Annotated in this window: 23 protein-coding genes and 2 pseudogenes; 11 read left to right on the top strand and 14 right to left on the bottom strand. The window is 38.0% G+C overall.

Features of this window, described 5'->3' with window-relative positions:
* The first annotated feature begins 159 nt into the window (after positions 1-159).
* The 6 genes from nosZ (at position 160) to CZ487_RS25370 (ending at position 6,356) form a co-directional block, all read left to right on the top strand.
* Positions 160-2,037, top strand: coding sequence for a Sec-dependent nitrous-oxide reductase (gene nosZ / locus CZ487_RS25345; RefSeq protein ID WP_077215134.1), 1,878 nt, complete (start codon positions 160-162; stop codon positions 2,035-2,037).
* A gap of 67 nt (positions 2,038-2,104) precedes the next feature.
* Positions 2,105-2,680 (top strand): hypothetical protein, encoded by a 576-nt coding sequence (locus tag CZ487_RS25350; protein ID WP_077215135.1) that lies wholly within the window; start codon positions 2,105-2,107, stop codon positions 2,678-2,680.
* Positions 2,677-4,023 carry a nitrous oxide reductase family maturation protein NosD gene (gene nosD / locus CZ487_RS25355; protein WP_077215136.1) on the top strand — a complete coding sequence of 449 codons (1,347 nt, stop codon included), beginning with the start codon at positions 2,677-2,679 and terminating at the stop codon, positions 4,021-4,023. Before CZ487_RS25350 ends, nosD begins: the two co-directional genes overlap by 4 nt.
* Positions 3,987-4,784, top strand: coding sequence for an ABC transporter permease (locus tag CZ487_RS25360; protein WP_077215137.1), 798 nt, complete (start codon positions 3,987-3,989; stop codon positions 4,782-4,784). Before nosD ends, CZ487_RS25360 begins: the two co-directional genes overlap by 37 nt.
* Positions 4,781-5,473, top strand: a complete 693-nt coding sequence (locus CZ487_RS25365; protein WP_077215138.1) for an ABC transporter ATP-binding protein — start codon at positions 4,781-4,783, stop codon at positions 5,471-5,473. The genes CZ487_RS25360 and CZ487_RS25365 overlap by 4 nt, the downstream gene beginning before the upstream one ends.
* Positions 5,454-6,356 carry a FixH family protein gene (locus CZ487_RS25370; RefSeq protein WP_077215139.1) on the top strand — a complete coding sequence of 301 codons (903 nt, stop codon included), beginning with the start codon at positions 5,454-5,456 and terminating at the stop codon, positions 6,354-6,356. Before CZ487_RS25365 ends, CZ487_RS25370 begins: the two co-directional genes overlap by 20 nt.
* 165 nt (positions 6,357-6,521) lie before the next feature.
* Here CZ487_RS25370 and CZ487_RS25375 read toward each other — a convergent pair whose 3' ends face one another.
* From CZ487_RS25375 to CZ487_RS25425, 11 genes and pseudogenes are all read right to left on the bottom strand, one after another.
* A complete protein-coding gene (locus tag CZ487_RS25375; RefSeq protein WP_084783385.1) occupies positions 6,522-7,595 on the bottom strand; it encodes a PQQ-dependent sugar dehydrogenase in 1,074 nt (357 codons plus the stop codon).
* 14 nt (positions 7,596-7,609) lie between these two features.
* Positions 7,610-8,461 (bottom strand): Cof-type HAD-IIB family hydrolase, encoded by an 852-nt coding sequence (locus CZ487_RS25380; RefSeq protein WP_077215141.1) that lies wholly within the window; start codon positions 8,459-8,461, stop codon positions 7,610-7,612.
* A 13-nt stretch (positions 8,462-8,474) separates the two neighbouring features.
* Positions 8,475-9,143 carry a DNA alkylation repair protein gene (locus CZ487_RS25385; protein ID WP_077215462.1) on the bottom strand — a complete coding sequence of 223 codons (669 nt, stop codon included), beginning with the start codon at positions 9,141-9,143 and terminating at the stop codon, positions 8,475-8,477.
* A gap of 127 nt (positions 9,144-9,270) precedes the next feature.
* On the bottom strand, positions 9,271-10,365 hold the full coding sequence (locus tag CZ487_RS25390) for a PRK06851 family protein (RefSeq protein ID WP_077215142.1): 1,095 nt from the start codon (positions 10,363-10,365) through the stop codon (positions 9,271-9,273).
* Between the two features lie 120 nt (positions 10,366-10,485).
* Positions 10,486-10,965 (bottom strand): Cys-tRNA(Pro) deacylase, encoded by a 480-nt coding sequence (gene ybaK / locus CZ487_RS25395; RefSeq protein WP_077215143.1) that lies wholly within the window; start codon positions 10,963-10,965, stop codon positions 10,486-10,488.
* A gap of 85 nt (positions 10,966-11,050) precedes the next feature.
* On the bottom strand, positions 11,051-12,718 hold the full coding sequence (locus CZ487_RS25400) for a glycoside hydrolase family 13 protein (protein WP_077215144.1): 1,668 nt from the start codon (positions 12,716-12,718) through the stop codon (positions 11,051-11,053).
* Between the two features lie 17 nt (positions 12,719-12,735).
* Positions 12,736-13,626, bottom strand: coding sequence for an NAD(P)/FAD-dependent oxidoreductase (locus CZ487_RS25405; protein WP_077215145.1), 891 nt, complete (start codon positions 13,624-13,626; stop codon positions 12,736-12,738).
* A 244-nt stretch (positions 13,627-13,870) separates the two neighbouring features.
* The gene (locus tag CZ487_RS25410; RefSeq protein WP_084783386.1) at positions 13,871-15,637 is read right to left on the bottom strand and encodes an ABC transporter ATP-binding protein; all 1,767 of its coding nucleotides are present in this window, start codon (positions 15,635-15,637) and stop codon (positions 13,871-13,873) included.
* Positions 15,627-17,294: an ABC transporter ATP-binding protein gene (locus CZ487_RS25415; RefSeq protein WP_237562946.1), complete on the bottom strand. Its 1,668-nt coding sequence runs from the start codon at positions 17,292-17,294 to the stop codon at positions 15,627-15,629. The genes CZ487_RS25410 and CZ487_RS25415 overlap by 11 nt, the downstream gene beginning before the upstream one ends.
* A 161-nt stretch (positions 17,295-17,455) precedes the next feature.
* Positions 17,456-17,770 carry a hypothetical protein gene (locus CZ487_RS25420; protein ID WP_077215148.1) on the bottom strand — a complete coding sequence of 105 codons (315 nt, stop codon included), beginning with the start codon at positions 17,768-17,770 and terminating at the stop codon, positions 17,456-17,458.
* Between the two features lies 1 nt (position 17,771).
* Positions 17,772-18,035 (bottom strand): annotated as a pseudogene (locus CZ487_RS25425) (ATP-binding protein); the annotation flags it as partial.
* Between the two features lie 130 nt (positions 18,036-18,165).
* Here CZ487_RS25425 and CZ487_RS25430 point away from each other — a divergent pair.
* From CZ487_RS25430 to CZ487_RS25440, 3 genes are read left to right on the top strand one after another with little or no spacing between them, the layout of a single operon-like run.
* Positions 18,166-19,383: a site-specific integrase gene (locus CZ487_RS25430; protein ID WP_077215149.1), complete on the top strand. Its 1,218-nt coding sequence runs from the start codon at positions 18,166-18,168 to the stop codon at positions 19,381-19,383.
* Positions 19,373-20,359 (top strand): tyrosine-type recombinase/integrase, encoded by a 987-nt coding sequence (locus CZ487_RS25435; RefSeq protein WP_077215150.1) that lies wholly within the window; start codon positions 19,373-19,375, stop codon positions 20,357-20,359. The genes CZ487_RS25430 and CZ487_RS25435 overlap by 11 nt, the downstream gene beginning before the upstream one ends.
* Positions 20,352-21,368, top strand: a complete 1,017-nt coding sequence (locus tag CZ487_RS25440; protein WP_077215151.1) for a site-specific integrase — start codon at positions 20,352-20,354, stop codon at positions 21,366-21,368. Before CZ487_RS25435 ends, CZ487_RS25440 begins: the two co-directional genes overlap by 8 nt.
* Positions 21,369-21,443: 75 nt before the next feature.
* Here CZ487_RS25440 and CZ487_RS25445 read toward each other — a convergent pair.
* The 3 genes and pseudogenes from CZ487_RS25445 to CZ487_RS25460 all read right to left on the bottom strand — a co-directional run.
* A pseudogene (locus CZ487_RS25445) lies at positions 21,444-21,992 on the bottom strand (ATP-binding protein); the annotation flags it as partial.
* A complete protein-coding gene (istA, locus tag CZ487_RS25450; RefSeq protein WP_077215152.1) occupies positions 21,985-23,274 on the bottom strand; it encodes an IS21 family transposase in 1,290 nt (429 codons plus the stop codon). The gene istA and the pseudogene CZ487_RS25445, both read right to left, overlap by 8 nt.
* Positions 23,275-23,694: 420 nt before the next feature.
* Positions 23,695-24,036, bottom strand: a complete 342-nt coding sequence (locus CZ487_RS25460) for a MerR family transcriptional regulator (RefSeq protein WP_077215154.1) — start codon at positions 24,034-24,036, stop codon at positions 23,695-23,697.
* A gap of 186 nt (positions 24,037-24,222) precedes the next feature.
* On the opposite strand from CZ487_RS25460, the gene fbpA reads away from it, so the two are divergent.
* Both fbpA and CZ487_RS27370 read left to right on the top strand, forming a co-directional pair.
* Positions 24,223-24,387, top strand: a complete 165-nt coding sequence (gene fbpA, locus CZ487_RS26255; RefSeq protein WP_139339617.1) for a Fur-regulated basic protein FbpA — start codon at positions 24,223-24,225, stop codon at positions 24,385-24,387.
* The gene (locus CZ487_RS27370) at positions 24,380-24,517 is read left to right on the top strand and encodes a hypothetical protein (RefSeq protein WP_202617875.1); all 138 of its coding nucleotides are present in this window, start codon (positions 24,380-24,382) and stop codon (positions 24,515-24,517) included. The genes fbpA and CZ487_RS27370 overlap by 8 nt, the downstream gene beginning before the upstream one ends.
* The last annotated feature ends 35 nt before the right edge of the window (positions 24,518-24,552 follow it).

The raw sequence follows: 24,552 nt of genomic DNA on the forward strand, positions 1-24,552 counted from the left end.
CACCCCCGACAAGCACAAGACGATCCTCACGGAAAGGCGTTCTTTCCTTTCTGGGAGGAACAGCTTGTGACCTCGAGGGGGTAGGCGTTGGAGCTAGACAGCTTTCCAGCTTCCAAGCTGTCCTCTATAAATTTAATTATCTAAGGATGGTGTTAACTTATGAAAAAATGGGTACCTGCAGTATCTGGTTTGGCTGCTGGAGTGTTAGCAGCAACCGTCTTCTTTGCTGATTTTTCACCAGGTCCAAAAAGTGAAGCAGCAAATGAAGTAAATTCAAATAAAACAAATGCTGAAAAGGTCTATGTACCTTTTGGCGAAAAAGACGAATACTATTTGATGGCATCTGGCGGACACTCTGGACAAATGTTCATTTACGGAGTTCCATCGATGCGCCATATCCGTACTGTTCCAGTTTTCTCTCCAGATTCAGCAACAGGATATGGATTTGATGAACATACAAAAGAACTAATGGGTAAGTATAACTGGGGAGATCTTCATCACCCAGCCCTTTCAGAGACAAACGGTGACTATGACGGTAAATACCTATTCGCAACAGACGTAGGTAACAGCCGTGCAGCAGTTATGAACTTAGAAACATTTACAACAAGAGATATTATTGATGTACCTAATACGAGCGGCCCTCACTGTGCTGCCTTTGTTACAGAAAATACAGAGTACATGTTCTTGCCGACGCGCTTCGCTGTACCAATCGGCAGTGAATACGCTTCCTTAGATGAATATAGCGAAACATATCGTGGAGTTATGTCAGCTGTTACATTTGACGAAGAAAATGAAAAGTTAAATATTGCTTACCAAGTAGCATTACCACCATGGTCTTATGACCTTTCAGATGCAGGTAAGAAGATGTCTGCTGATTGGGCTGTTATGACAACTTACAATACCGAAGAAGCAACAACTAACTTAGAAATCAATGCTTCTCAAGCAGACCGTGATTATATTGTTCTTTTCAACTGGAAAGAACTTGAGCAAAAAATTGCCGATGGTGATTATGATGAAGTCACTGGACAAAAAATGATCTTCCCTGAAAAGCATAAAGGCGGAATTTATTTAGTACCAGTAGCAAAATCTCCACACGGTGTTGACGTAACTCCAGATGGAGAACACTTTATTGCATCAGGTAAGCTTGCTCCAGCAATGACTGTGTTCTCATTTGAAAAAGCATTCGCAGCTATCGAAGCTGGTGAATTTGAAGGCGAACGCAACGGGATTCCAATCCTTAACTATGAATCTGTAATGGAAAGAGAAGTTAACCCTGAAAATGCCCTTGGACCACTTCACACCCAATTTGATGACAAAGGAATGGCTTACACTACAATGTTCATTTCTTCTGAAATCGTAAAATGGGATCCAAGCACTGGTGAAACATTAGATCGTGTTCCTGTTCAATATTCTCCTGGACACTCAGTTGCAGCTGAAGGAGATACAGTAGCACCAGACGGAAAATATATTATTGCACTTAACAAAATTGCAAAAGACAGCTATTTATCTGTAGGACCTTCTCATCCAGAGTCAATGCAGTTAATTGATTTAACAGGTGAGAAAATGGAAGTTATCCAATCTGCTCCTGTTAACCCAGAACCACACTATGCACAAATGATTAAAGCGGATAAGATTAACACTATTTCAATTTATGACAAAGACGAAAGCAATCCTTATGCTGTTTACAGCCAAGATCAAACAAGAATCGAACGTAACGGAAATGAAGTTCATGTTTACGGAATTGCAATGCGTTCAAAATTCATTTTTGATGCTAAGGCTGAAAGACCAGATGTAATCGAAGTCAATGAAGGTGATAAAGTATTCTTGCACTTGACTAACATCGACTTTGACCAAGACATCACTCACGGATTTGCTATTAACCAATACGACTTAAATATTGAAGTGCAGCCAGGACAAACAAACACAATTGAATTTACAGCTGATAAAGCCGGTACCTTCCCGCTTTACTGTACAAACTTCTGTTCAGCACTTCACCAAGAAATGACAGGATACTTCTTAGTTAAGCCAAAACAATAATTAAATAAGGGAAAGGGTATCATTCAACAATGATGCCCTCCCTGCTTTTAATAAAAAAAGAAAGAAGATGTTTACATTGAATGGAAAACGACTTTCTATCTTTTCAAGTATTGCGATTGTGATATCCGCATTACTTATTATATTTTCACTTTTCTTCCCATGGTGGAGAATGGAATTTTTCGCTCCTCAATATCCTGAAGGACTCAACATTATTGTTTACCCAGATAAGCTTGAAGGAGAACTTGATCAAATTAATGCCTTGAATCATTATATCGGAATGCAAACCTTTAGCGAGGAAAACTTCCCAGAGCTGCAGTACTTAAATTATCTCATCATTGGACTAGCGGCTATCGTACTAATTGGAGCATTTGTCCGAAAGAAAAGTTATCTCTACTTTGTTATTAGTTTATTTATCATCGGAGGCGCAGTAGGAGTTTGGGATTTAAGACATGCCCTTGCTTACTTCGGCACTAACTTAGATCCGATGGCACCTATTGATATGGAACCCTTTGTTCCACCAATTATTGGAGAAAATATTATCGCAAACTTTACAACATACAGCCTTCTTGGCACAGGAACTTATTTTGTCATTGCAGCATTTATTTTGCTTTTAATTCCTTTATGGAAGGAACGAAAACAATGAAAAAACATTTGCTCTTTCTCTTCATGTTGTTATTGATCGCTGCCCTCAATCCAAATAAAAGTATTGCTTCTGAGAATCTGCAGGCAATGATTGATTCACTTGATGGGGGGGCAGTGTTAGAACTTGAAAATAAGACATATGAAGGAAATATCGTCATTGATAAATCCATTGAGATTATCGGAAAAGAAAACACCGTGATTCAAGGAGATCGAACGGGTAATGTGATATCCGTTCGGGCCCCCCACGTTAAAATAAGAAATTTAATCGTTACAAATAGCAGTTTAAACCGAAACAGTTCAGAAGAATATGCAGCAATCAAGATCCATACTGATCATAATTTAATCGACAGTGTAACCATTAAACACTCTTTTCACGGTATTTATCTTAGCCAAGCCCATCACAATACCGTCCAAAACAGCGATATCACCGGCCTTGGAAAAGGACAAATTGCTAACCAAGGAAACGGATTACATGTCTATTATGCGAACAATAATATATTGAAAAATAATAAAGTCAGAAGTACAAGAGATGGAATGTTCTTCGATTATGCAAATGGCAATGAGATCTTGGGGAACGAGATCAGCGAAACTCGTTATGGCCTTCATTTTATGTATTCAAATGAAAACTATTTTAACGGGAATACTTTTACCTTTAATACAGGCGGCGCGGCGATCATGCAGTCAAATGGCAACAAGCTTAGCAACAATGAATTTATCTTTAACTATGGCCATAAGTCATTTGGATTACTGCTGCTCTCTTCTAATCAGACGCTTGTAGAAAATAATACATTCTTTCTAAACCAGCGCGGTTTATATATCGACCAAGCTACAAACAATTCATTTAAAGGAAACTCCATTATCAAGAACCAAATTGGGATTGAAATTTGGGCAAGTTCGAATGATCAAGTTTTTACATTAAATGAAATTGATGAAAATACGATACCAGTTGCTGCACTGGGTGGTAGCAGCAGAAATCAATGGAGCAAAGATCAACAGGGAAACCATTGGGGAACCTCCTTCCCTGTCATTGACCTTAATCAAGATGGCATCGGGGATGAAAAGATTTCCTATCAATCTTCACTATATGAATTAATTGAAGATCAAGAATTGACTTACCTATTCTTAAAAAGCCCAGCAATCGCTGTATATGAAAAAATGAATCAATTTTTCCATAATCAAAAAACGATGTTTGAAGATGAACATCCTCTTGTAAAGGATGATGCTCAAGTTAACTACAATTGGATTTGGCTTACGATCGTTGGCCTTATTATCATCGCCGTTATCTTACAAAAAGGGAGACATTCATTATGCATTACATTTGGAAGGAATGGAAAGAAAACTTAAAAGGTAAAGGGTTATGGCTATCATTTTCCATTATTGTCATCGTTTCAATAGCTCTGCTCTTCCGTACGACAGCTCTTTCCATTGATCAAGGCTTTTATGTTCTCCTGATAAACTTGTTTGATGCATTTGTTTATTTTATTCCGATTCTATGTTTATTTTTAGGAGCATTCGCCCTTTTTCAAGAAAAAGAGCAAAAAACATTAATTATGCTTTTAACTAGAAGCGATGACTTTAAAAGCTTCTTATTTAAGAAAAGTATATCTGTTCAATCAGTTATTTTAGGTCCTATTATAGCCTGGTTTTTAATTTACTTTTTATTTGTAAAATTTTTCTTTGTAACCGACGGAGCAAGTTTTGCGGCATTTTTGCTTTCCTTAATCTGTATGATCTTAATTTTTACACAGCTGGGAATTTTAATTGGGAGCATTAGTACATCAAGAATGCAAATCGTCGGATTTACAGTAGCAGTTTGGTTTTACTTTTTCTTTATTCATGATTTCATTCTGCTCTCCATCTTACCGGGTATCACGTATGAGAATGTAAAGCTATTTTCATTTATTTATTTCCTAAACCCATTACAGGGTGCAAGAATGTATCTTGAATCGTCGCTGGGAGTATTCTCCTTTGACCATATGTCCAAACTGCTCCAAAACTTTATGTGGATGAAACCAATTCTGTTTTTAATCGGAAACTTAGTTCTCTTAGCCGTCATTTCCTTTGGAGCAGCAGCTGCCTTTCACCGTAAGGAGGTATCAGAATGATTGAAGTTCAAAATCTCCATCAATCTTTCGGAAAAAAACTTGTATTAGATGATGTAAATTTGACGATCGAAAAAAATGAAATCTGTGCTTTGGTTGGCAGAAATGGTGCTGGTAAATCAACCTTTATTAATAGCCTGCTCGGAATTCTTCCTGTAAAAAAAGGCAATATCAAAATAAATGGTGCATCCGTTTCTTCTAAACGAAAAAAAGCCAATAATGAAATTTCCTATCTCCCCGAGAAGTTTAGACTTTATCCGCTTTTAACCGGGATGGAAAATATGGTTTTCTTTGCGAAGGCCGTTTCAAAGGATTTAGACGAAACACGAATTGAAAGAATACTAAAATCAGTGAACCTCTGGGAAGATCGCGATCATCCCATTAACGGCTACTCTAAAGGGATGCTGCAAAGACTCGGTCTAGCTGTAACACTATACCAGGATTCAACTATCCTCGTATTGGACGAACCAACGAGCGGGCTTGATCCTATCGGGAGGAAGGAAATTCTTGATGCACTTAAGAAGTTAGAGAACAAAACGATCCTTCTCTCTTCTCATCATCTTGATGAAATAAAACAACTTTGCACACATGTTGCCTTTCTAGAGGAACGAAAAATCACGAAATATACAGTTGAAGATTTTCTACAAACTCAAAAACTAGGAGAGAATGAAAATGGAAAAAGTTCTTATTAGTCTAGGCTTAATTCTCCTAATCATGCTTGCAGGCTGCAGTTCAGGCAGTGATTTAGAGGTACAAGTTGAAAAAGATATCTACTTCAATCAAGATAAAGAATCGGCTTTTGCTATCAAAGCAACAGATACAGATGGTCCTGTCGAAGGTCTAGATATTAATGCTGAGTTTGCGATGACCAATATGGATCATGGTACGTATGAAGTCACTTTCACAGATGCCGGAGAAGGTATTTACACAGCCAATGTCGGTCTGCCCATGTCAGGTGAATGGGAAATTGTTTTTACAATTGAACAGGATGGGAAAGAGATTGAAAAGGTCATCCAATATGAGGTATCTGAAGCAAATGGTGTTGCAAAGGTGAATGGTGAATGGATTACAAATGATGACCTTGAGTTTTACCAATTCATTAATGATCTCCATATCGCAATTGGCCGTGAGAAAGACCAGAAAAATCTTAAAGGCGAGGCATTAAAAGAAGCTGAAGCTTATTGGAAATCTCAAGAGGAAACACTACAAGATCAAAATCAGCTGCTTACCCAGATTATCCGTCTCCGTGCCATGGCTTTACTTGGAGAGGAAAAGGGCCATACTGCCACTGCTGAAGAAGTGGAGGCAGAAATCAATAAAGTTCGTGAACAGTACGGACAATTTGAATCAGCACAAAAGCTGATTGCAGAATATGGTGAAGATAAATTCTGGGACAAGGAGAAGCAGCAATATGAACTGATTGTTCTGTCTCAAAAAGTTCAAAACGATCTTATTAATCAAGTTAAAGAAGAAAATCCTGATGTAAATAACCAAGAAATCATGTACTTAGCTCAAAAACAATATGAAGAACTTCTTGTCTCACAGGTAAATTCATTGGAAATTGAAATCATGTAGAAACCCCATCGCAATTTGATGGGGTTTTCTTTTATTCATTAGAGATATTCGCGTTTGTACATCGCTTTTTCGCGAAAACTAAGGTTTATTCGCGTAAAAAAATTTTTATTCGCGTTCGTCAACGATTTATTAGCGTTTAAGATATTTTATTCGCGATACAACCTTTCATAGGCCCTTGAGCTCAATCCTGTACAGCTTATCATCTTCCCTATCCGGATTCCCGCGGCCGTCGGTGTTATTGCTGACAAAGTAGAGCTGTCCGTCTTCAATGAAGACATCACGAATTCTTCCTAACCCTGATACGACTTCCCGCGTTTCCCTAGTGTCCAAATCAAATTCCCGAACAGCATTTCCTCTTAATGTTGCCACATAAAGCTTTCCGTTATAAAAGGCCATTCCTGAAGGTGCCCAGGTCATATCCGCTCCAGAATGAAAGATCGGTGTTTCCATCAGCTCATGCTGTTGACTTCCTTGAATAGCGGGCCAGCCGTAATTTTGGCCCCTTTTTATTAAATTAATTTCGTCATGTGCAGATGCACCATGCTCGCTGGCATACAAGGTACCATCGTTCGCCCACGTCAGCCCTTGAGGATTTCGATGTCCATAGCTGAATACATAGGAATCTTGAAAAGGATTATCTTCAGGAACGGACCCATCTAAGTTCAACCTGAGGATCTTCCCTCCTAATGATTGGACATCCTGCGCAATTTCCGGATCTGTTGCAGCATCACCCGTTGTAGCATAAAGCTTTTGGTCCGGTCCAATTTTCAAACGGCCACCGTGGTGGTATTGACCACTTGGAATTGAATCAAGCAGCAGTTCTTGTTCCCGCCAAGTATCATTTTCAAGCTTCAACACAACAATCCGATTATGTTGACCTTCATCTTCATATGTATAGTAAGCAAAAGCCTTCTTAGACTCTGTAAAATCAGGTGCTAGCACAAACCCTAGCAGCCCCGCCTCGGCTGCAGTTGATAGGGATTTCTTTAATATAACTTTCTGCCTTACCTGAGTTTCTCCATCAGTTTTCATGATACTTCCTGTTCGTTCACTAATGTAAAAAGTATCATTAACTTTATTAATCGACCACGGGATGTTCAAATTTACAGCAAGTATTTCATAATCCTCAGCTGAAGCAATGACTTCATGGCCCTCCTCCACCTGGTCTTTAACATTCCCCTCATTGCCCGCAGAACAACCTGCCAACAGCAAAACAAACAGCAAGATCCACTTTTTCAAAATCCTACTCCTCCCTATTGAATAGCATCCATAATTGCCTTGGCAACGCCATTCTCATCATTGGTTAATGTGACAAAATCACAGGATGATTTTATCCTATCGTCCGCATTGCCCATTGCCACAGACCTCCCTACACGTTGAAACATCGATAAATCATTATAACTATCGCCAATTGCCATCGTTTCCATAAGGGAAATCCCCTTTTCTTTCACAAAGGCCTCCAACGCCAGTCCTTTCTGGGCATTCATGCCGTTCACTTCAATGTTTTCTTTGCCGGAGGAACTGACAGCAATCCCCTCAATTTCCTTTAATCTTTTCCTAGCACCCTCAAGCTTTTGAAAATCACGGGAAAATGCCAGCAGTTTGTAAAAATGATACTCTTTTTTCTCAAAAATGAAGCTCAAGCTGTCGATTTCCACTATAAATTGCAGCCTTTCATCCAATAGAGCTTTTATCTTTTCTCTTTCTGCAGGTGAATCTAAGGTCTTCAAAACATCTTGAAAGATCGACACCCCTCTTTCAATATCCTCTGTGAACGTCCCTTTGTTTGTGAAAAACTCAGTGTAAAAGTCCAGCTCATGCAGTACTTCATAGACTGCTTGCGCCTTTTCTTTATCCAAAGGATTCACTTTAATAATCTCCTGATGTATCGACCTAATTTCGGCACCATTAACACATATAACTGGACACTTCACCCCAGCATCCTCCAATAAGTAGATGGCTTCTGCAAATGACCGGCCGGTAGCAATAACCACTTCTACACCCTGTTCTTGTGCCTTTTTGATCGCCTCACGATTTTCATCTGAAATTTCATTTGTTCGTCTTAACAGCGTCCCATCCATATCAATGGCTATACACTTTATCATATTGTTTTCACCCTTAGTCCTTTATATATTTGCTGCCCTCACGCACACTTAGATTGGAAAGAGTAGTGCTTTCTATGAATTCCTTGACCGACTTAGGATTCGTTTTCGAATACTCTCTTAATGCCCAGCCAATCGCTTTTTGTATAAAAAACTCTTTGTCTTCAGCGTTTTGTTTTATGTATCGAAAAAGTAACTCTTCATTTGTTTGAGCCTTATATTTTAATTGAAAAAGAATGGCTGACCGCCGCAGCCACAGGTGATTTCCATATGCCCATCCTTCAATGACCTCTGGGATGATCTCAGGATTGTCCGCTGCAATTTTCCCAACAGGCTTAGGAGCGATCACATCGACCGTATCCCACCATGATTTTGTTGTTATTAACTTCTCCATCAGATTAAGATCTTCCTTTTGAAGCTTTTTTAACGATTTTTCAATATAATGCAATGCCGCGTATTGATATTCCCGTTCATCTAACTGCCATAAAGACAACACAAAATGAGGTTGAAATTCCTTTTTTAATATTCCGCTATTCTCATAAAACTCTTTCAACAATTCCTTCCTTTTCGGAGTTTTAATGCCTAAGAATGGAAATTGATCTCTCATATATTTCTGCATCGGACCTGCATTTTCAGGATTGCGGTTATTCGTAAACAAGGTTATTAACGTGTTTAAATCATCCATGTTCTTCTCTCCCTCCACATCAAAACCCATTATTCCCCTTATTCATTTTGTGTTTATTGCTTAGAGTATAAACTAAAAAGTTTTTAAAACATAAAAAGGTTATCCCCCAAAGGATAACCTAAGCATCTTAATCTCTCAGTCTCTGTATTTCAGTCATGATATGACTTTTAAGTTTATTGACGACTTCAAAATCCATTGTGTCTGTATAGACTTGGTTTAACTCGTCTCTTGCCGTTTTAGCTTCAGCAAGATAAGAGGTTGCCGTTTTCATACAGCCTTTATATAGCTTCGATACTTCTTCGATTTTTTCTGCAAAAACCTCATCAGTCCCCGCCTCAATGATATCTCCATATAGATCGAGAATCTCGTCGCCTTCTCTTGATGGAAAATATTCATGCGGCGCTGTGCTATCAAAGATGGCTATGCTCAATTCTCTGACAATCACCATATCAACACTCTCTGGATCAAATCCGCAATGATAAATTTCCACATCAAAGCCACGCGTTCTTCCTGCCTGAGCTATTTTTTTCAACATCGTCGATTTTCCAGACCCAGGTCTGCCTTTGATAAAGTACCGTTTCGAAATATCCTCCGTCAGATTCGGGACGAAATCAACAGCACCTTTTGGAGTAGCAGCTCCTAAAAAACGATGTTTGACAGCAGACATTTTGTTTAAAGAAATGTTTCCATAAAACTCTTTGATCAGCTTTTGCGTCAAAGCATCTGCCTTTTCAAAATCCATGCTATCAATATAAATTTTTTCCCAATCATCATGAACCTTTAGCGCTTCAGCAAATCTACCATATGCCTTCTCCATCCATTGATAGATAATGTCATTGTAATGAATGATTTTATCCTTTTGAAGAATAAGCTTTCCTGTATCCCATCCTTCTCCAAGATTAATGTACTGTTCAATTGCACCAGGTGCTTTTGGTTCAATATTATTTGGCGCAGTGCCATTCACAATCCCAACATTTAAACCGCCGAGAATTTTTACCCCTTCAAGTTTATCAGGGTCAAACGGGGAGTGCATGTACTCAATGTCCATTCCGTTTTCCGCCCAGAACTCTCCAACCTCTTTTATTAACGTCGATTTTCCTGTTCCTGGGCCGCCTTTGAGAATAAAGATCTTATTTAAGTTTTCTAAGCAAGAATCATATAAGCTGAAAAATCCCTTTGAAGTATTGCCGCCTGCAAAATAATGTTTGATCATCCCAGCCACATAAACACATCCTTTTCACCCGTTCATTCGGAATTTTCCTTCCTTCTAATCCTATGCAAACAGGTTTGGTTAGGTGAATGCCTATTTCTGGAATATGTTGGTTACACAGCGTATTAACAATTATTTTTTTACAACGGCCGCTAACTCTGCACCTGTAGCTTCTTGAAGATCTTTAAGCTTTAGTTCCATCTGAACACCTATTTTCCCGCCACTCACGACAATTGAGTCGAGCACTTCTGCACTGCTGTCAATAAAGGTCTGATAGGCCTTCTTCATCCCGACAGGAGAACAACCGCCGCGAATATAACCGGTCCATTTTTGGATATCTTTCACCGGAATCATTTCAATTTTCTTCTCACCAGCCGCTTTGGCTCCTTCTTTTAAATCAAGTTCAGCTTCAACCGGTATCACAAACACGTAGATATTTTTACTGTTTCCTTGTGTAACAAGTGTTTTATAGACCTGTTTCGGGTCCTTCCCAACCTTTTCTGCCACCGATACGCCATCTATTTTTCCATCTTTGACGTCATAGGTAGTCAGTTCATACGGGATTTTTTTAGCATCTAATATTCTCATTGCATTTGTTTTACTAACCTTCACGTTCAAGACCCCTTTCATGATATTTATGATAGCAGTCGAAAAATATAAAGTGAATATTCTGCTCCATAAAAAAGATTGAACCCTTTTAAGATTCAATCACATAAACACGCGCCTCATAAGGCTTCAGAAGCAGTTCGCAACCCTTATCGTGATGGGTAACCTTTAGATTACTTAGCAGTAGATTTTCGGAGGAAAGTTTGAGGTTTATTTCCTGAGTAATAATTTGTTTTGTAGAAAGATTTGTGAGTATCACTGCTTTTTCATTTCCCAAGGTGCGGGTATACGCAAAGATTTGCGGGTGCCGAGGGAGCAGCAGATTATATTCTCCATACGTAAACACATCATACTTCTTCTTTAGAGCGATCATTTTTTTATAAAAAGAGAGGACCGAATTCTCATCTTGGTGCTGTTGTTCAACGTTGATGTCCTTGTAATTGTGATTAACCTTGATCCAAGGCTTTCCTGTTGTGAACCCCGCATTTTCCTCTGCACACCATTGCATTGGGGTACGGCTGTTATCTCGGGAAGAGGCCCAAATGATGTTCATGATTTCTTGATGTTCTAAGCCTTCTTCTTTTTTCGCTCTATACAAATTTTTCGTTGATATGTCATCATAATCCTCGATGCTTGGGAATTGCACATTGGTCATGCCGATTTCCTGTCCTTGGTAAATATAAGGAGTTCCTTGCATGAAAAAGTACATTGCTCCCATCGCTGTCGCACATTCGCGCCAGTATTCCCGATCATTTCCCCATGTCGAGACAACACGGGGCTTATCGTGATTTTCAATAAATAGTGCGTTCCAACCGTCCTTTTCAAGCCCCTTTTGCCAGCGCGACAATACTTTTTTCAATTTCACAATATCGAGTGTGGGACTGACCTCGGCATCCCAAAGGCTCAGATGCTCGAACTGAAAAATCATGTCCATTTTGCCTTCTTTTTCCCCAACCCAAAGCGGCGCTTCATCGATGCTTACACCGTTTGCTTCCCCTACTGTCATGACATCATAGTTTCCATATGTTTCATCTTTGAATTCTTTTAATAATGGGTGAATTCCCTTTTGGTTCATATGCATGTCAAAGGAGGAAACATATTTCTTTCCTTTTGGATTGGGCATATCCGGGAGCCCCGGCCGCTTTTTAATATGGCTGATGGCATCAATTCGAAAGCCATCAATTCCTTTTTCAATCCACCAGTTGACGGTTTCATAAAGGGCGTCTCTGACCTCTTTATTTTCCCAGTTCAAATCAGGCTGTTTTTTTGAAAAAATATGCAGATAATACTGCTCCGTAGTCTGGTCATACTCCCACGCTGATCCGCCAAAAATACTTTCCCAGTTATTCGGTTCCCTGCCATCTTTTCCGTCTCTCCAAATATACCAATCGCGCTTTGGGTTCGTTTTGGAAGACCTTGATTCAATGAACCAAGGGTGTTCATCACTCGTATGATTCAGTACCAGATCGAGGATCAGCTTCATGCTGCGAGAATGAACTTCCTTAAGAAGCTGATCAAAATCCTCCATCGTTCCGAAATCTTTCAGAATGTCTTTATAATCTGATATATCATAGCCATTGTCATCATTCGGCGATTGAAAAATCGGACAAATCCAGATAATATCAATTCCAAGCTCTTGTAAGTAGTCCAATCGCTGAATGATTCCGTTCAGATCACCAATCCCATCGCCATTGGAATCTTGAAAACTGCGGGGATATATTTGATAGGCAACCGCTTCTTTCCACCAAACCCTCTTCATATTCAACATCCTTTATTTCATTCTAATAATGATTTATGAATCCAAATCGCTGCTTGTGAACCGTCACCCATTGCAATCGTAACTTGCTCGGAATGCGCCACGACATCACCCGCTGCCCAAACATTTTCTACATTCGTTTTTTTCGACCTCGGGTCAACAACAATATGTTTATTTTCAAGAAGTTCGACGCCCAGTTGCTTAGCGAGCTGTGATTTTACTTCATTTGATCCAAAGGCGACAAAGGCATGATTCGCTTCGAGCACCGTGCCGTTTTTTAGAATGACTCCTTTTAATTGTCCGTTATCTTCGCTTATTTCTGCAATCTGTTCCTCGTAATAACGAATTCCTTTTTCTTTTAGTTGGTGAAGAAGCTCGGGATCCACATTTTTCTTCTCATGATTGACAAAAGCGAGCTCCTTCGTCCAGTAATACAGTGTTAAGGCCATATTGGCACCGACATTTCCTGAACCAAGAACGATGGCCATTTTATCCTTAATTTCGTAGCCATCACAGTCTGGACAAACATACACACTAGTCCCTAAGCAGGGGTATAGTGAAGGAATTTCTGGTATCCTATCCATCACACCTGTTGCAAAGAGAAGCCGCTTTCCTTCGAATATGTCACCGTTATGAACACTTACCGCAAAACCATCGCCGCTTTTTTCTACCTTCTCTACTTTTTCAAGCACAAATTGAACTCCTAGTTTTCCAGCGTGCTCCCGTCCAATACTGCGGAGATACTCCCCGCTCACTCCATCGGGATATCCTAATATATTATGATAGCTATTACAAAGCACAGAACGCCCATCTCCAGAATCAATCACCAAAACATCATGATTATATCTCCCAAGCTGAATCGCCGCCTGCAGCCCCGCTATACCGCCTCCAACAATCACACAATCAAACACATCTCCCACCTCCTCAAAGGTACCTGGTACCGTCCGTGGACAGTATTGTTAGTTTGTCCGTTTAGGGCGGACAGTTATGATAACTGATGTACTTTTTAATTTACCCTTTTGATGGAAACTTATTTTAGTTTTACCGTTCGAAGTTTTTTATTTTTATTTTCCAATACAAACACATAACCACATTGACCTCAAACCACCCACGTTTATTAAACAGCAAAAATCCCCTGTTATTCTAAACAGAGGATTAGATAACTCCTTTTTGACGCTGGGTTTTTACTAAATCTGCATAAAAACCGCTCAGTTTTAACAATTCTTCATCACTGCCTTGCTCTATTATTCTTCCATCCTTCAATACAAGAATAGAGTCTGCATTTTGAATTGTATTTAAACGATGGGCAATAACAAAGGATGTTCGTCCCTGCATCAGCTTATTTAAAGCATCCGTAATTTTCATCTCTGTAATGGTATCAATGCTGCTAGTAGCTTCATCCAATATCAGCAGAGCCGGATTCGCTAAAATCGCCCTCGCGATTGCTAAAAGCTGACACTGGCCATGGCTGATGCCGCCGCCCTCAGCATCCAAAACAGTATCATACCCTCTAGGGAGCTTCATAATAAACTCATGAGCATTCGCTGTTTTCGCCGCCTCCACAACCTCATCATCACTAGCATCTAACCGCCCGTAGCGAATATTTTCCATAACATTTGTTTGAAAAAGAACAGAGTCCTGCAGAACAAAGGCCATATTTTTACGCAAACTGTCTCTCTTTACTTTTGTTATATCCATCCCATCAACAAAAATAGCCCCCTCATCCGCATCATAAAAACGAGTTAGCAAAGAAATGATGGTTGTTTTACCGGCACCGGTCGGGCCAACAATTGCCACCGTCTGACCTGGTGAAACATGAAAACTGACATTCTTAAGCGTTGCCACTTCTTTTTCATAAGAGAAAGATACAGAATCAAAAACAATCTCACCCTTCAGAGAAGAAATCTCATACGCTGAACCTTCATCCTTTCCCTCCACCTCTTCATCCAGTACTTGAAATACACGGTCTGCCCCAGCAATCGCGGATAAGATCATGTTAAACTGATTGGCCAAATCATTCAGCGGCCTGGTAAACTGCCGGGAATAAGTCACGAACGTCACGATCACACCAATCGATACGATCTCTTTTATTGCTAAAATTCCGCCAATTCCGATAATAATAGCGAAGCTAACGTTATTGAGCATGTTCATTAATTTAGGAATAAAACCGGAATACGTTTGCGCCCAATAGCTTGACGTTTTTAAGGCAGCGTTTTTTTCCTCAAAGCTTTCAATAACCCGCTCTTCCTGTGAATACATCTTTACAATTCGCTGACCTGTCAATGTCTCCTCTATGTATCCGTTCAAATCGCCTAATGTTCTCTGCTGCTCCTTAAAATACTTGCCCGTTCGATTCGTGATCCATTTCATTCCTGCAAACATAACTGGAACTATTGTTAAGGTTAAAACCGTTAACAATGGACTTAACCAGAGCATGACTGCCACCGTACCAGCCAATGTCAATGTACTTGTAATAATTTGAATCACAGCAGAATTTAATGTTCTGCTGACATTTTCCATATCATTCGTTAAGCGGCTCATTAATTCACCATGCTGACGCTTTTGAAAAAAGGAAATCGGAAGCTTTTGCAGATGAGAAAATAAAGCATTCCTCATCGTAAATACAACATTTTGCGCAATTCCAATCATCCAATAGCCTTGTAAAAAAACTGTCCCCGACTGCGCTGCATAAATGATCACAAGCCATACTAACATGGTCAACAGTTGACTGCCGTTCCAACCAGAAATTAAAGAATCAACCGCCACTCCCATTAAATATGGACCAGCAAGTGATAACACTGAGCTAACAATTACCATGATCACGACAAGAACAAAGAGGCCTTTTTCTTCAGCCATATACGACCAGATTCTTAATAGCGTTCTTTTCATATTACGCTTCTTTACTGATGGTTTAGACAACATGCCCCGCCTCCTCTTTTGACTGAGACCAGTAGATTCTCTGATAATATGAATTTTCTTTTAGGAGAAATTCATGCGTACCATCTCCGATTATTTCTCCATCATGAAGAAGCAAGATATGATCTGCACCCTTTACTGAGCTTATTTTCTGCGCAATAATCAGTGTCGTACAAGCTTGTCTTTTTAACCTAGTTAAGATTCTTTTTTCCGTACGGGCATCAAGTGCACTTGTGCTGTCATCTAGAAGCAGAATGCTTGGGTTTCGAACAAGCGCCCTTGCAATTGATAGCCGCTGCTTCTGTCCCCCCGAAAGATTGACTCCTCTTTGGCCAACCCTTGTATCATAACCATCAGGTAAACTCTTAATAAAATCATGAATTTCTGCATCTTTTGCAGCTTGAATGATTTCCTCAAGTGAAGCGTCATTTTTCCCCCAGCCGATATTTTCCTTTATTGTTCCTGAAAAAAGATGTGCTTCTTGCGGAACAAGCCCAATTTGTTTTCGGAGCATTTGCAATGGAATGGTTCGGATTTCCTCTCCATCTAAGAAAATCTCTCCCTTCGTAACCTCATAGAGTCTTGGAATCAGCTGAAAAAGGGAGGTTTTCCCTGAACCTGTTTCGCCCAAAATTCCAACAGTCTCTCCTGGTTTTATAAAAAAGTTAAGATTCTCTAGAACAGGTTTTTTTTCAGAAGAGTATTGGAAGGAAACATCGACGAATTCCAGCTCCCCTTCTACACGGAGGTCCCCGCCGTCTGGCCTTTTCTCCAGCAGGTGTTGTTCAATCCCTACATCCAATACTTCTGTAATTCGGGCGGAGGAAGCTTTTGCCCGCGAATAGTTCATCATTAAAAAGGAAAATACTCCAAAGGAAAACATAATCCTTGTCGCATAGTTAATGATGGCTACAACCTCACCTGCTTGCGCACTTCCAAGATTTAAATAAATCGAGCCAAACCAAAGAATTACTACCATACTGACATTCATGCCAAGCATCAAAAGCGGCATGGTCAATTCCATAATCCATAACGCTTTTTTATTATCCTTCATCAGTGAATCGTTTACGTCCGTAAACCGCTTTTCTTCATATCTGCCTCTTGTATACGCTTTAATCAAGCGTATTCCCATGAGATTTTCACGAATCACCCTATTAACAGCATCTAATTTCTTTTGAACAAGCTGAAAATAAAAAACACCCTTTTTTAACAGCCATAAGGTAATAAGTAAAAGAATGGGTACCGCAACGAGAAGGATATGGGCCAGGCCGACATGAACACTGTATGCCATAATGATTCCGCCCAGTATAAATAACGGCGCTCTTAGCGCAATTCGCAACCCCATAAAAATAAAGGTTTGAATTTGTGTAACATCGTTCGTCAGCCTTGTAATAAGAGAAGATGTAGGAAGAGATTGAAAATGTTTAAAGGAAAATGATTGAATCCTTGTAAAAAGTTCCTTCCTGATCTCATAGCCGACTCCTTGGCTGACTTTTGCTGAATAAAATGTATTAATGATGCCGCCGGCAAACGCCAGGAGCGATAAGCCGAGAAGCAGCCCTCCCCATCCATAAATGACCGAAAGATTGCCCTTTACAACCCCCTCATCGATCATAACCGCCATAATAATAGGCTGAACAAGCTCTACAGCAAGCTCAAACACAGTAAAAAATAAAGCAATCCAAACCGCTGCCCGATATCGTTATAAATGTCAACGATAATATGTACACTTTTGCTTGTTTTAGAATGCACAATTCTGCTATTCAATTATTTTTATAACCCCCAACCGTTCTATTACCTTTGGCTGGGGGAGATTTTGTTAATTTAAAAAGACTCAATTCCTAGTTTTAACTCTAATTCTTCTTTCTCCTTTTTTAAGGCTGACACCTCAATTTGAAGATCCTTTACTTCTTCTAATAATCTTGCGATTTTTGTTTGATCATCTAGTCCTTCTTCGTAGGCTGTGCCTTTCCATCTACACCATTCATTGAAGTTGTAAAGGTCATCTTCACAAACACAATCGCTTAAATTTTCTTTGTTAGAAGTAGTATTTATCCATTCCTCAACCAGCTCTTTATCACATTTTATTCCGTATGAACGAAAGAACTTTGTAACTTCTGTTAATGCCAATACACTCATCTTATTCATCCCCTTGTTTAGTGTTTTCCATATTAAAATGGTCTTTTAGACGATATGAATCTCCGATAATATTTACAACTGTCGCATGATGAAGAACACGGTCTAAAATGGCATTGGCAATTTTGGGATCCTGGAATATATCTCCCCACGTTTTAAAGCTGGCGTTGGTCGTTAAAATGGTGCTCTTTTGTTCATATCTCATGTCAATTAGCTGAAAAAATAACTTGGCATCTTCCGCATCAATTGGCAAATAACCAATTTCATCTTATGGAAAGACAAATATTATGTAAAGTTAAATTCTAAAGGTACGATTTTTCGAACGTTTATTGGAACTTAACTTTGCATAATATTTTAATGATAAAGTAGTATCGAACATTTTAAGGAGGGTAAAAACAATGTCCGATACTACTAATCTTACAGAATTAATTCAGCAGGCAACTCAACATTTAATTGATTTGAGGTATTCCGAAGGAACGATATATCGGTATAGACTTGTCTGGAAGCATTTTCGGGTATATGCGGAAACTAGGAATCACAAAATTTTCTCATTGAAATTGGGAGAGGCCTTCTTATTAGACTATTATGGTATTAAACCCAACATGAAACTTTCAGAGTCACAGGTTTTTAATGTCAGATGTATTAAGGTTTTGGAAGAATATCATCAGCATAATTCATTTCAGAAATGTCACCAATCACCAGGAAGGCAAGTTCCTAATCAATATATAAACATTTTTGAGGAATATATTCAGCTTCAAAAAGAACTACAATTGTCGAAACGTACACTGCAGGGTAAAAAGATACAGATTATCGATTTTCTTAGTTATATTGATAAGGAAAATCTGATTGGCATAAATAATTTAATGCCTGAAGTTGTAATGGTTTATCTAGAAACATTAAGTAAATACGCAAGTGCGACGAGGTCTGGTATTTTGTTCACATTAAGAGATTTTTTAGCTTTTCTTTTTTCAAAAGGCTATACCGAATCTCCACTAAATCAACTTTTTCCGGTTATTTTCACAAATAAATTTGAAAGAATTCCTTCCTATTATTCAATAGAAGAAATACAAAGGATCCTTAAGCAAGTGGATAGGAGCTCCGAAATTGGTCGTAGGGACTATGTAGTATTGTTATTAGCAATACAGTTAGGGATACGCGCTGGTGATATTAGAAAGTTAAAATTTGACAACATAAAATGGCACTTAGATACTATAGAGTTCGTTCAGGAGAAAACCAACAATCCAATAAGGCTCCCATTAGTTGAAAACCTGAAATATGCTTTAATTGATTATATAAAAAATAGTCGGCCTATCACTAATGACCCACATATTTTCATACGTCATAGAGCGCCATTTATTGCGTTTACAAAAGGGAACGTATTCTGGAGTATTATCAATAAATATATGGATACCGCAGGTATCACGATCAATAGGAGGAAACATGGCCTTCATTCTATGAGGCACAGTATGGCAAGTAACCTACTTAAAAATAACACCCCATACCCTGTTATTACTGGTGTATTAGGACATGAAAACTCAAATACTACGAAATTATATCTCCGTATTGACATAGAGCAACTTCGAACGGTTGCATTGGAGGTACCTTATGAAAGATAAAGAAAAGCAATTCATTTTTGATGGTCCTTTTAAAGATTATTGTTCGATGTATGTTGAATATAAACGAAATCTTGGTTATAAATTTGGAGAATCCTCTCTTTATCAATTAAGGTATATGAATGATTTTTTTAAGAAATACGATATGGTCACTTTGAAATTGAATAAGGAAATGGTTGAGGACTATGTAAGCAAAAGAGGGAAAGAATCAGCTAAGACTCAGCATATGAGAATGAGCCTTATTAGACAATTTGCCATATATATGAACAGTATGGGTTTTGATTTTTACGTTCATCCTAAAGAACTAATCCCTATTTCCAAAACTTTTTCTCCTTATATTTTTACTCGCGAAGAAATCGCAAGCATAATAAAAGTTGTAGATAATTTGAAATATATTCCATCAAGTAAGTATTATCACGTGATATACCCAATGCTTTTTAGAATGTTGTATGGATGCGGGTTAAGAATTAACGAAGCGTTGTCGTTAAAAAAAGTCGATGTTGATCTAGATGGCGGAATACTAACAGTTAAAAAAGCTAAGAACAATACTAGCAGACTAGTTCCTATGTCGACATCATTAACCAATTACTGTAGACGATATGTTTCAAAGATGGGATTTGATATGCATGAAGATGGATATTTCTATCCCTCACGGGATAATGGGAAATATAACAACACTCCTGTATATGTAAAATTTAAAGATTTTATGAAAGAGGCTGGAATATTTGCGGAAAACGAAGTTGGCCCCAGAGTTCACGATATTCGGCATACTTTCGCAGTACATGCATTAGAAAAGATGGTTCAGGATGGACAAGATCTCTATTGTGCTTTACCAATTTTATGTACTTACTTAGGACATCGGGATATTGAGAGTACAGAGAAATATCTAAGGCTTACAGAAGAAGCTTATGGTCAAATTATTGATTCTGTTACACCTCTTTACAATGGAGTTTTTCCGGAGGTGCAGATCGATGAATAGTACCGATTTTGGAAGATACCTATCTAAATATTTTCTCAGTTATATACCACAAAGAACTGGTTATAGTGAAAACACAATTAAATCATATAGGGATACTTTTACAATTTTTCTTAGATACTGTAAAGATGTTCTTCGAATTAAACCAGAAAAAATATGCTTTTCAAGAATGAGCAGGAATATGGTTGAAGACTTTTTAACTTGGTTGGAAGATACAAAAAAATACTCTATTTCAACCAGAAATCAAAGATTAGCCGCGTTACATGCATTCTTTCGATATATACAAATTGAGGCTCCAGAATATATGGAACTGTGCAATTCAATATTATCAATAAGTTCGAAAAAAACACCTACGGTTGAAATGAACTATTTATCAATAGCAGCAATTAAAGAACTTTTAGCTACTCCTGATGCATCCAACAAAGAAGCGCGTAGGGATTTAGCTATTCTTTCCTTACTTTATGATTCAGGAGCAAGAGTTCAAGAACTAGTAGATGTACTAGTTGGTGATATAAGAATAAAAGGACCAGCAACAATACGATTAACTGGGAAAGGTAAAAAAACAAGGATTATTCCAATAATGCCTCAAACAATAAATATCGTAAAAGCTTATATAAATGATTACGGTTTGTTTAGCGAATCAAAATTCACTTCACCTTTATTTTTTAATAAAAGGCAAGAAAAACTAACAAGAGCTGGTATTTCATATATTGTAAACAAATATATAACGGCAGCCAGAAAAAAACATCCAGAATTATTTCCAAATAGAGTTTCACCACATATTTTTAGACATAGTAAAGCTATGCATTTATTAGAGAGTGGTGTCAACCTGATTTATATAAGGGATTTTTTAGGGCATTCCTCTGTTACTACAACTGAAATTTATGCAAAATCGAATCCAGAGGTGAAAAGGAAAGCGATTGAACAAGCAAGCCATAATGTGATTCCTGATGAAAAACTTACTAAAAAAGAAAAAGATGATTTATTGAACTGGTTAAAAGAACTTATTTAGAATTTATTATGCAAAGTTGGATGTTAAAAATCATAAACAAGACAAGGCCTTTAGCATTCAACTTTACATAATAAGTAACTTTCCATAAGATGAATTATGTGAAGCTTTGCATAATTCATCAATGATAAGCAGCTTATATTTTGCATAATGTTTGAGTCTATTCTCCAATCGATTTTCAAGTTTTGCTCTTTTTAAATTGAGAATCAAGTCATTACACTTAATAAAATACGTGCTCGTCCTTTTCTTTGCTGCTGCGATTCCAATAGCGGTGGCTAAATGAGTTTTGCCCACACCACTTGTTCCTAAAAATACAATATTTTCTTTTTGCTCAATAAACCGTAAGGTGGTGAAATCTAAAATCTGTTGTTTATTAATCGTTGGTTGAAAATCAAAATCAAAGTCTTTTACTTCCTTCAAATGAGGGAATGCACCGACTTTCACCATTGATTTCACCATGTTGACTTCCTTCATATCAATTTCGTAATCCGTAAGTTTGATTAACGTTTCCGTAAATGACAATTGGTTATTGGTCATAAAATCAATCGTTTCATCAAGATGCACTAACATCTGCTTTAACTTTAAATACTCTAAATTATTTACAAGTTTGTTATAACTACTATTCATTTTTATACACCTCATTAATTGCCTCTAAATTTTTCTTTGCCAACTCTTCTATATTTGTGGAAGATGGTAATCCTCTTGCCAATGTATCGACATAATGCTCTGGCTTGTAATTGAGTTTTGATTGGCGAATAGGATGTTGGACAATTAAATCCGTGTTATAATAAACAAAGATATGGTTGTCATATACTTGTAAACGAAGCGTTTTCCCGATGTATCCAGGTGGGACTGAATACTGGTTGGATTTGAAGGGAACCATATTAGATGGATTCACTTTCACATGTATATGATCAATTTTATAGGAATCTCTTATTCGTTCATGTGGTAATGGGGATAAGAGATTTTTTTCTTTTTTTAGTGCCAGTATCGGGATTTTTCCTGTTCCTTGGTGGTAACTATTGTTGATACGATCACATAGTTTTTGTATAAACTGATGAAGTTCCTCATAATCAAATTTTCCTTGATAGGCGTGAATCTCATCTAGTAATTTCATCGGGGCCTCTACTTTGGCTTTTGTCCTCGGTCTTCCTGCTATACAAGGCCTCACCTCAAAACCCATGTCTTTAGAAAATTGAAAAAACCGTTCATTTACTTTTCCTTTTTGATGTTCTGTTCGAGGCTCGTCCATAACCGTTTTCATGTTGTCTGTTAGAATCGTTTTAGGAACTCCTCCAAATGCTTCAAAGCTCTCCGTAAGGAAAGATAATAATATACTTTGAGACTTAGAGATTGATAAGTTGAATGTTCGAAACCTTGAATGAGCAAGTAAAAGTACGCATACATTCACATAAAGGATTTCCCCATCTTTGGTGATGTATCGAATATTTTCCTTCCAATCTAATTGTGCTTGTTCAGCTGGTGGTGTCTCAAAACGAATTACTTCACTGACTGAACTCTTACGTCTCTCTGATTCGAAGTAACTTTGGAATTCTGGTTTACTTGATATGTAATTCCTGAAAGTTGATTGTCCACAATTTAATCCATGATTATCTTTCAAGTATTGCCATAGTACTCTTTTGTAATAAAATTTTTGATTAGATTCTTCTGATAGAAGCAGCGCTATAACTTCATAGTAATCATCTACTTTTGATGTCCTCTTCCGATTACTTTTCGGCTCATAACCCTGTAGATATTTTTCAACCGTCCTCCGATCTACTCCCATATCCCGAGCTAATTTACTCTTATTGATCTTCATTTTTAAACTCTCCATTAACAATTTAAGTTTAGGTAAATCTACAAGACTGTTAATTTCAATATCTGTATTTACATTGATTTGCATGTGCATAATATTCCACCTCCAGAATATTATGCATCTTCTCAACAAAACTGTACATTCTTATACAAGCATTTCTGTACACTATTAAATTAGCATTTGTAATCGTTTCAAAAACAAAAATATCTTTCTCATAACCTGCACTTCCCCCATAACATACCGCCAAAAATAGATATCACTCCCCCTAAATTAACCCCTATTCTAATGTATAATCCCCCATTTGAATAGATTCCACCCTAATAAGGTTAGGTACCTTTTCATTAGGTACCTTTCGTTAGGTACCTTTCGTTAGGTACCTGGTACCTAAAAAAGACACTTTCCATCTGGGGCGGACAGTTTTTGTTATAATACTTTACATAAATACAAAAAGACCGACAATACCTTATAGCGTCGGCCTTCACCTTAGTGAGCTATTAATCTTAGAAACTATAATCACTTGCCATTTAACCTTCCTTTTTGAACTCCGAATCGCGCATTAAGCTGCCCTCGCAGCATTCTTTCACGCAATTTCTTGTCTTCTTCCTTTTTTTTGGCTTTCAGCATATCCTGCCTAATTTCATACGTTCTCACGCCTTCCTCTCTTTTGTCGGCAATATCCATTAACCTCTCCACATCTGAGAACGAGTACTTTCTATTCCCTCGTTCAGTACGTTCCGGAAAAATCAGCTTTCGTTCCTCATAATATCTAATCTGCCTTTCTGACAATCCAGTCAGTTCACTGACTACTCCAATCGTGATAACTTTACGATTTTTATATGAAGGCTCCTCCATCATATCCTCCTCCCTTAAAGTTCCCCACCACATGGTTAATTATATAATAAAAACTCCCGCTTATTACACCATATGTAAGAAAATATAACATAAAATTGGTATTTATTGTTACATTTTTTAACATAAAGAATGATTTCTAAGAAAGTTCCTATTAAAATATCTTTAACATTCAAAAAAGGGAGGATTAAAATGCCATTGATAAGAAAAGCCATCGAAAAGAGGAGAAGACATTTTATTACATTGTTAATGAATACCGGTTTGTTCAAGCAGCTTGATTTAGAATCCTTAACATTAACGGAACTTGAACTTGAATATAAAAGATATAGCGAAAGGAGAAACGAAGAATATGAATAACAAAGATGTCATCGAACTAGCCAAAAAAATTGTAGAAATCGATATATTAAGAGATCGTATCTGGGAAAGCTTTGCACAGCAAGCCGGAGACAAAGCCTACGAACTCCTAAGAAAAGCACAAAACAGCTAAGGTACCTGGTACCGAAGAAAGACACTGTCCACCTG

The organism is Robertmurraya dakarensis, assembly GCF_900156875.1.
GTDB lineage: Bacteria > Bacillota > Bacilli > Bacillales > Cytobacillaceae > Robertmurraya > Robertmurraya dakarensis.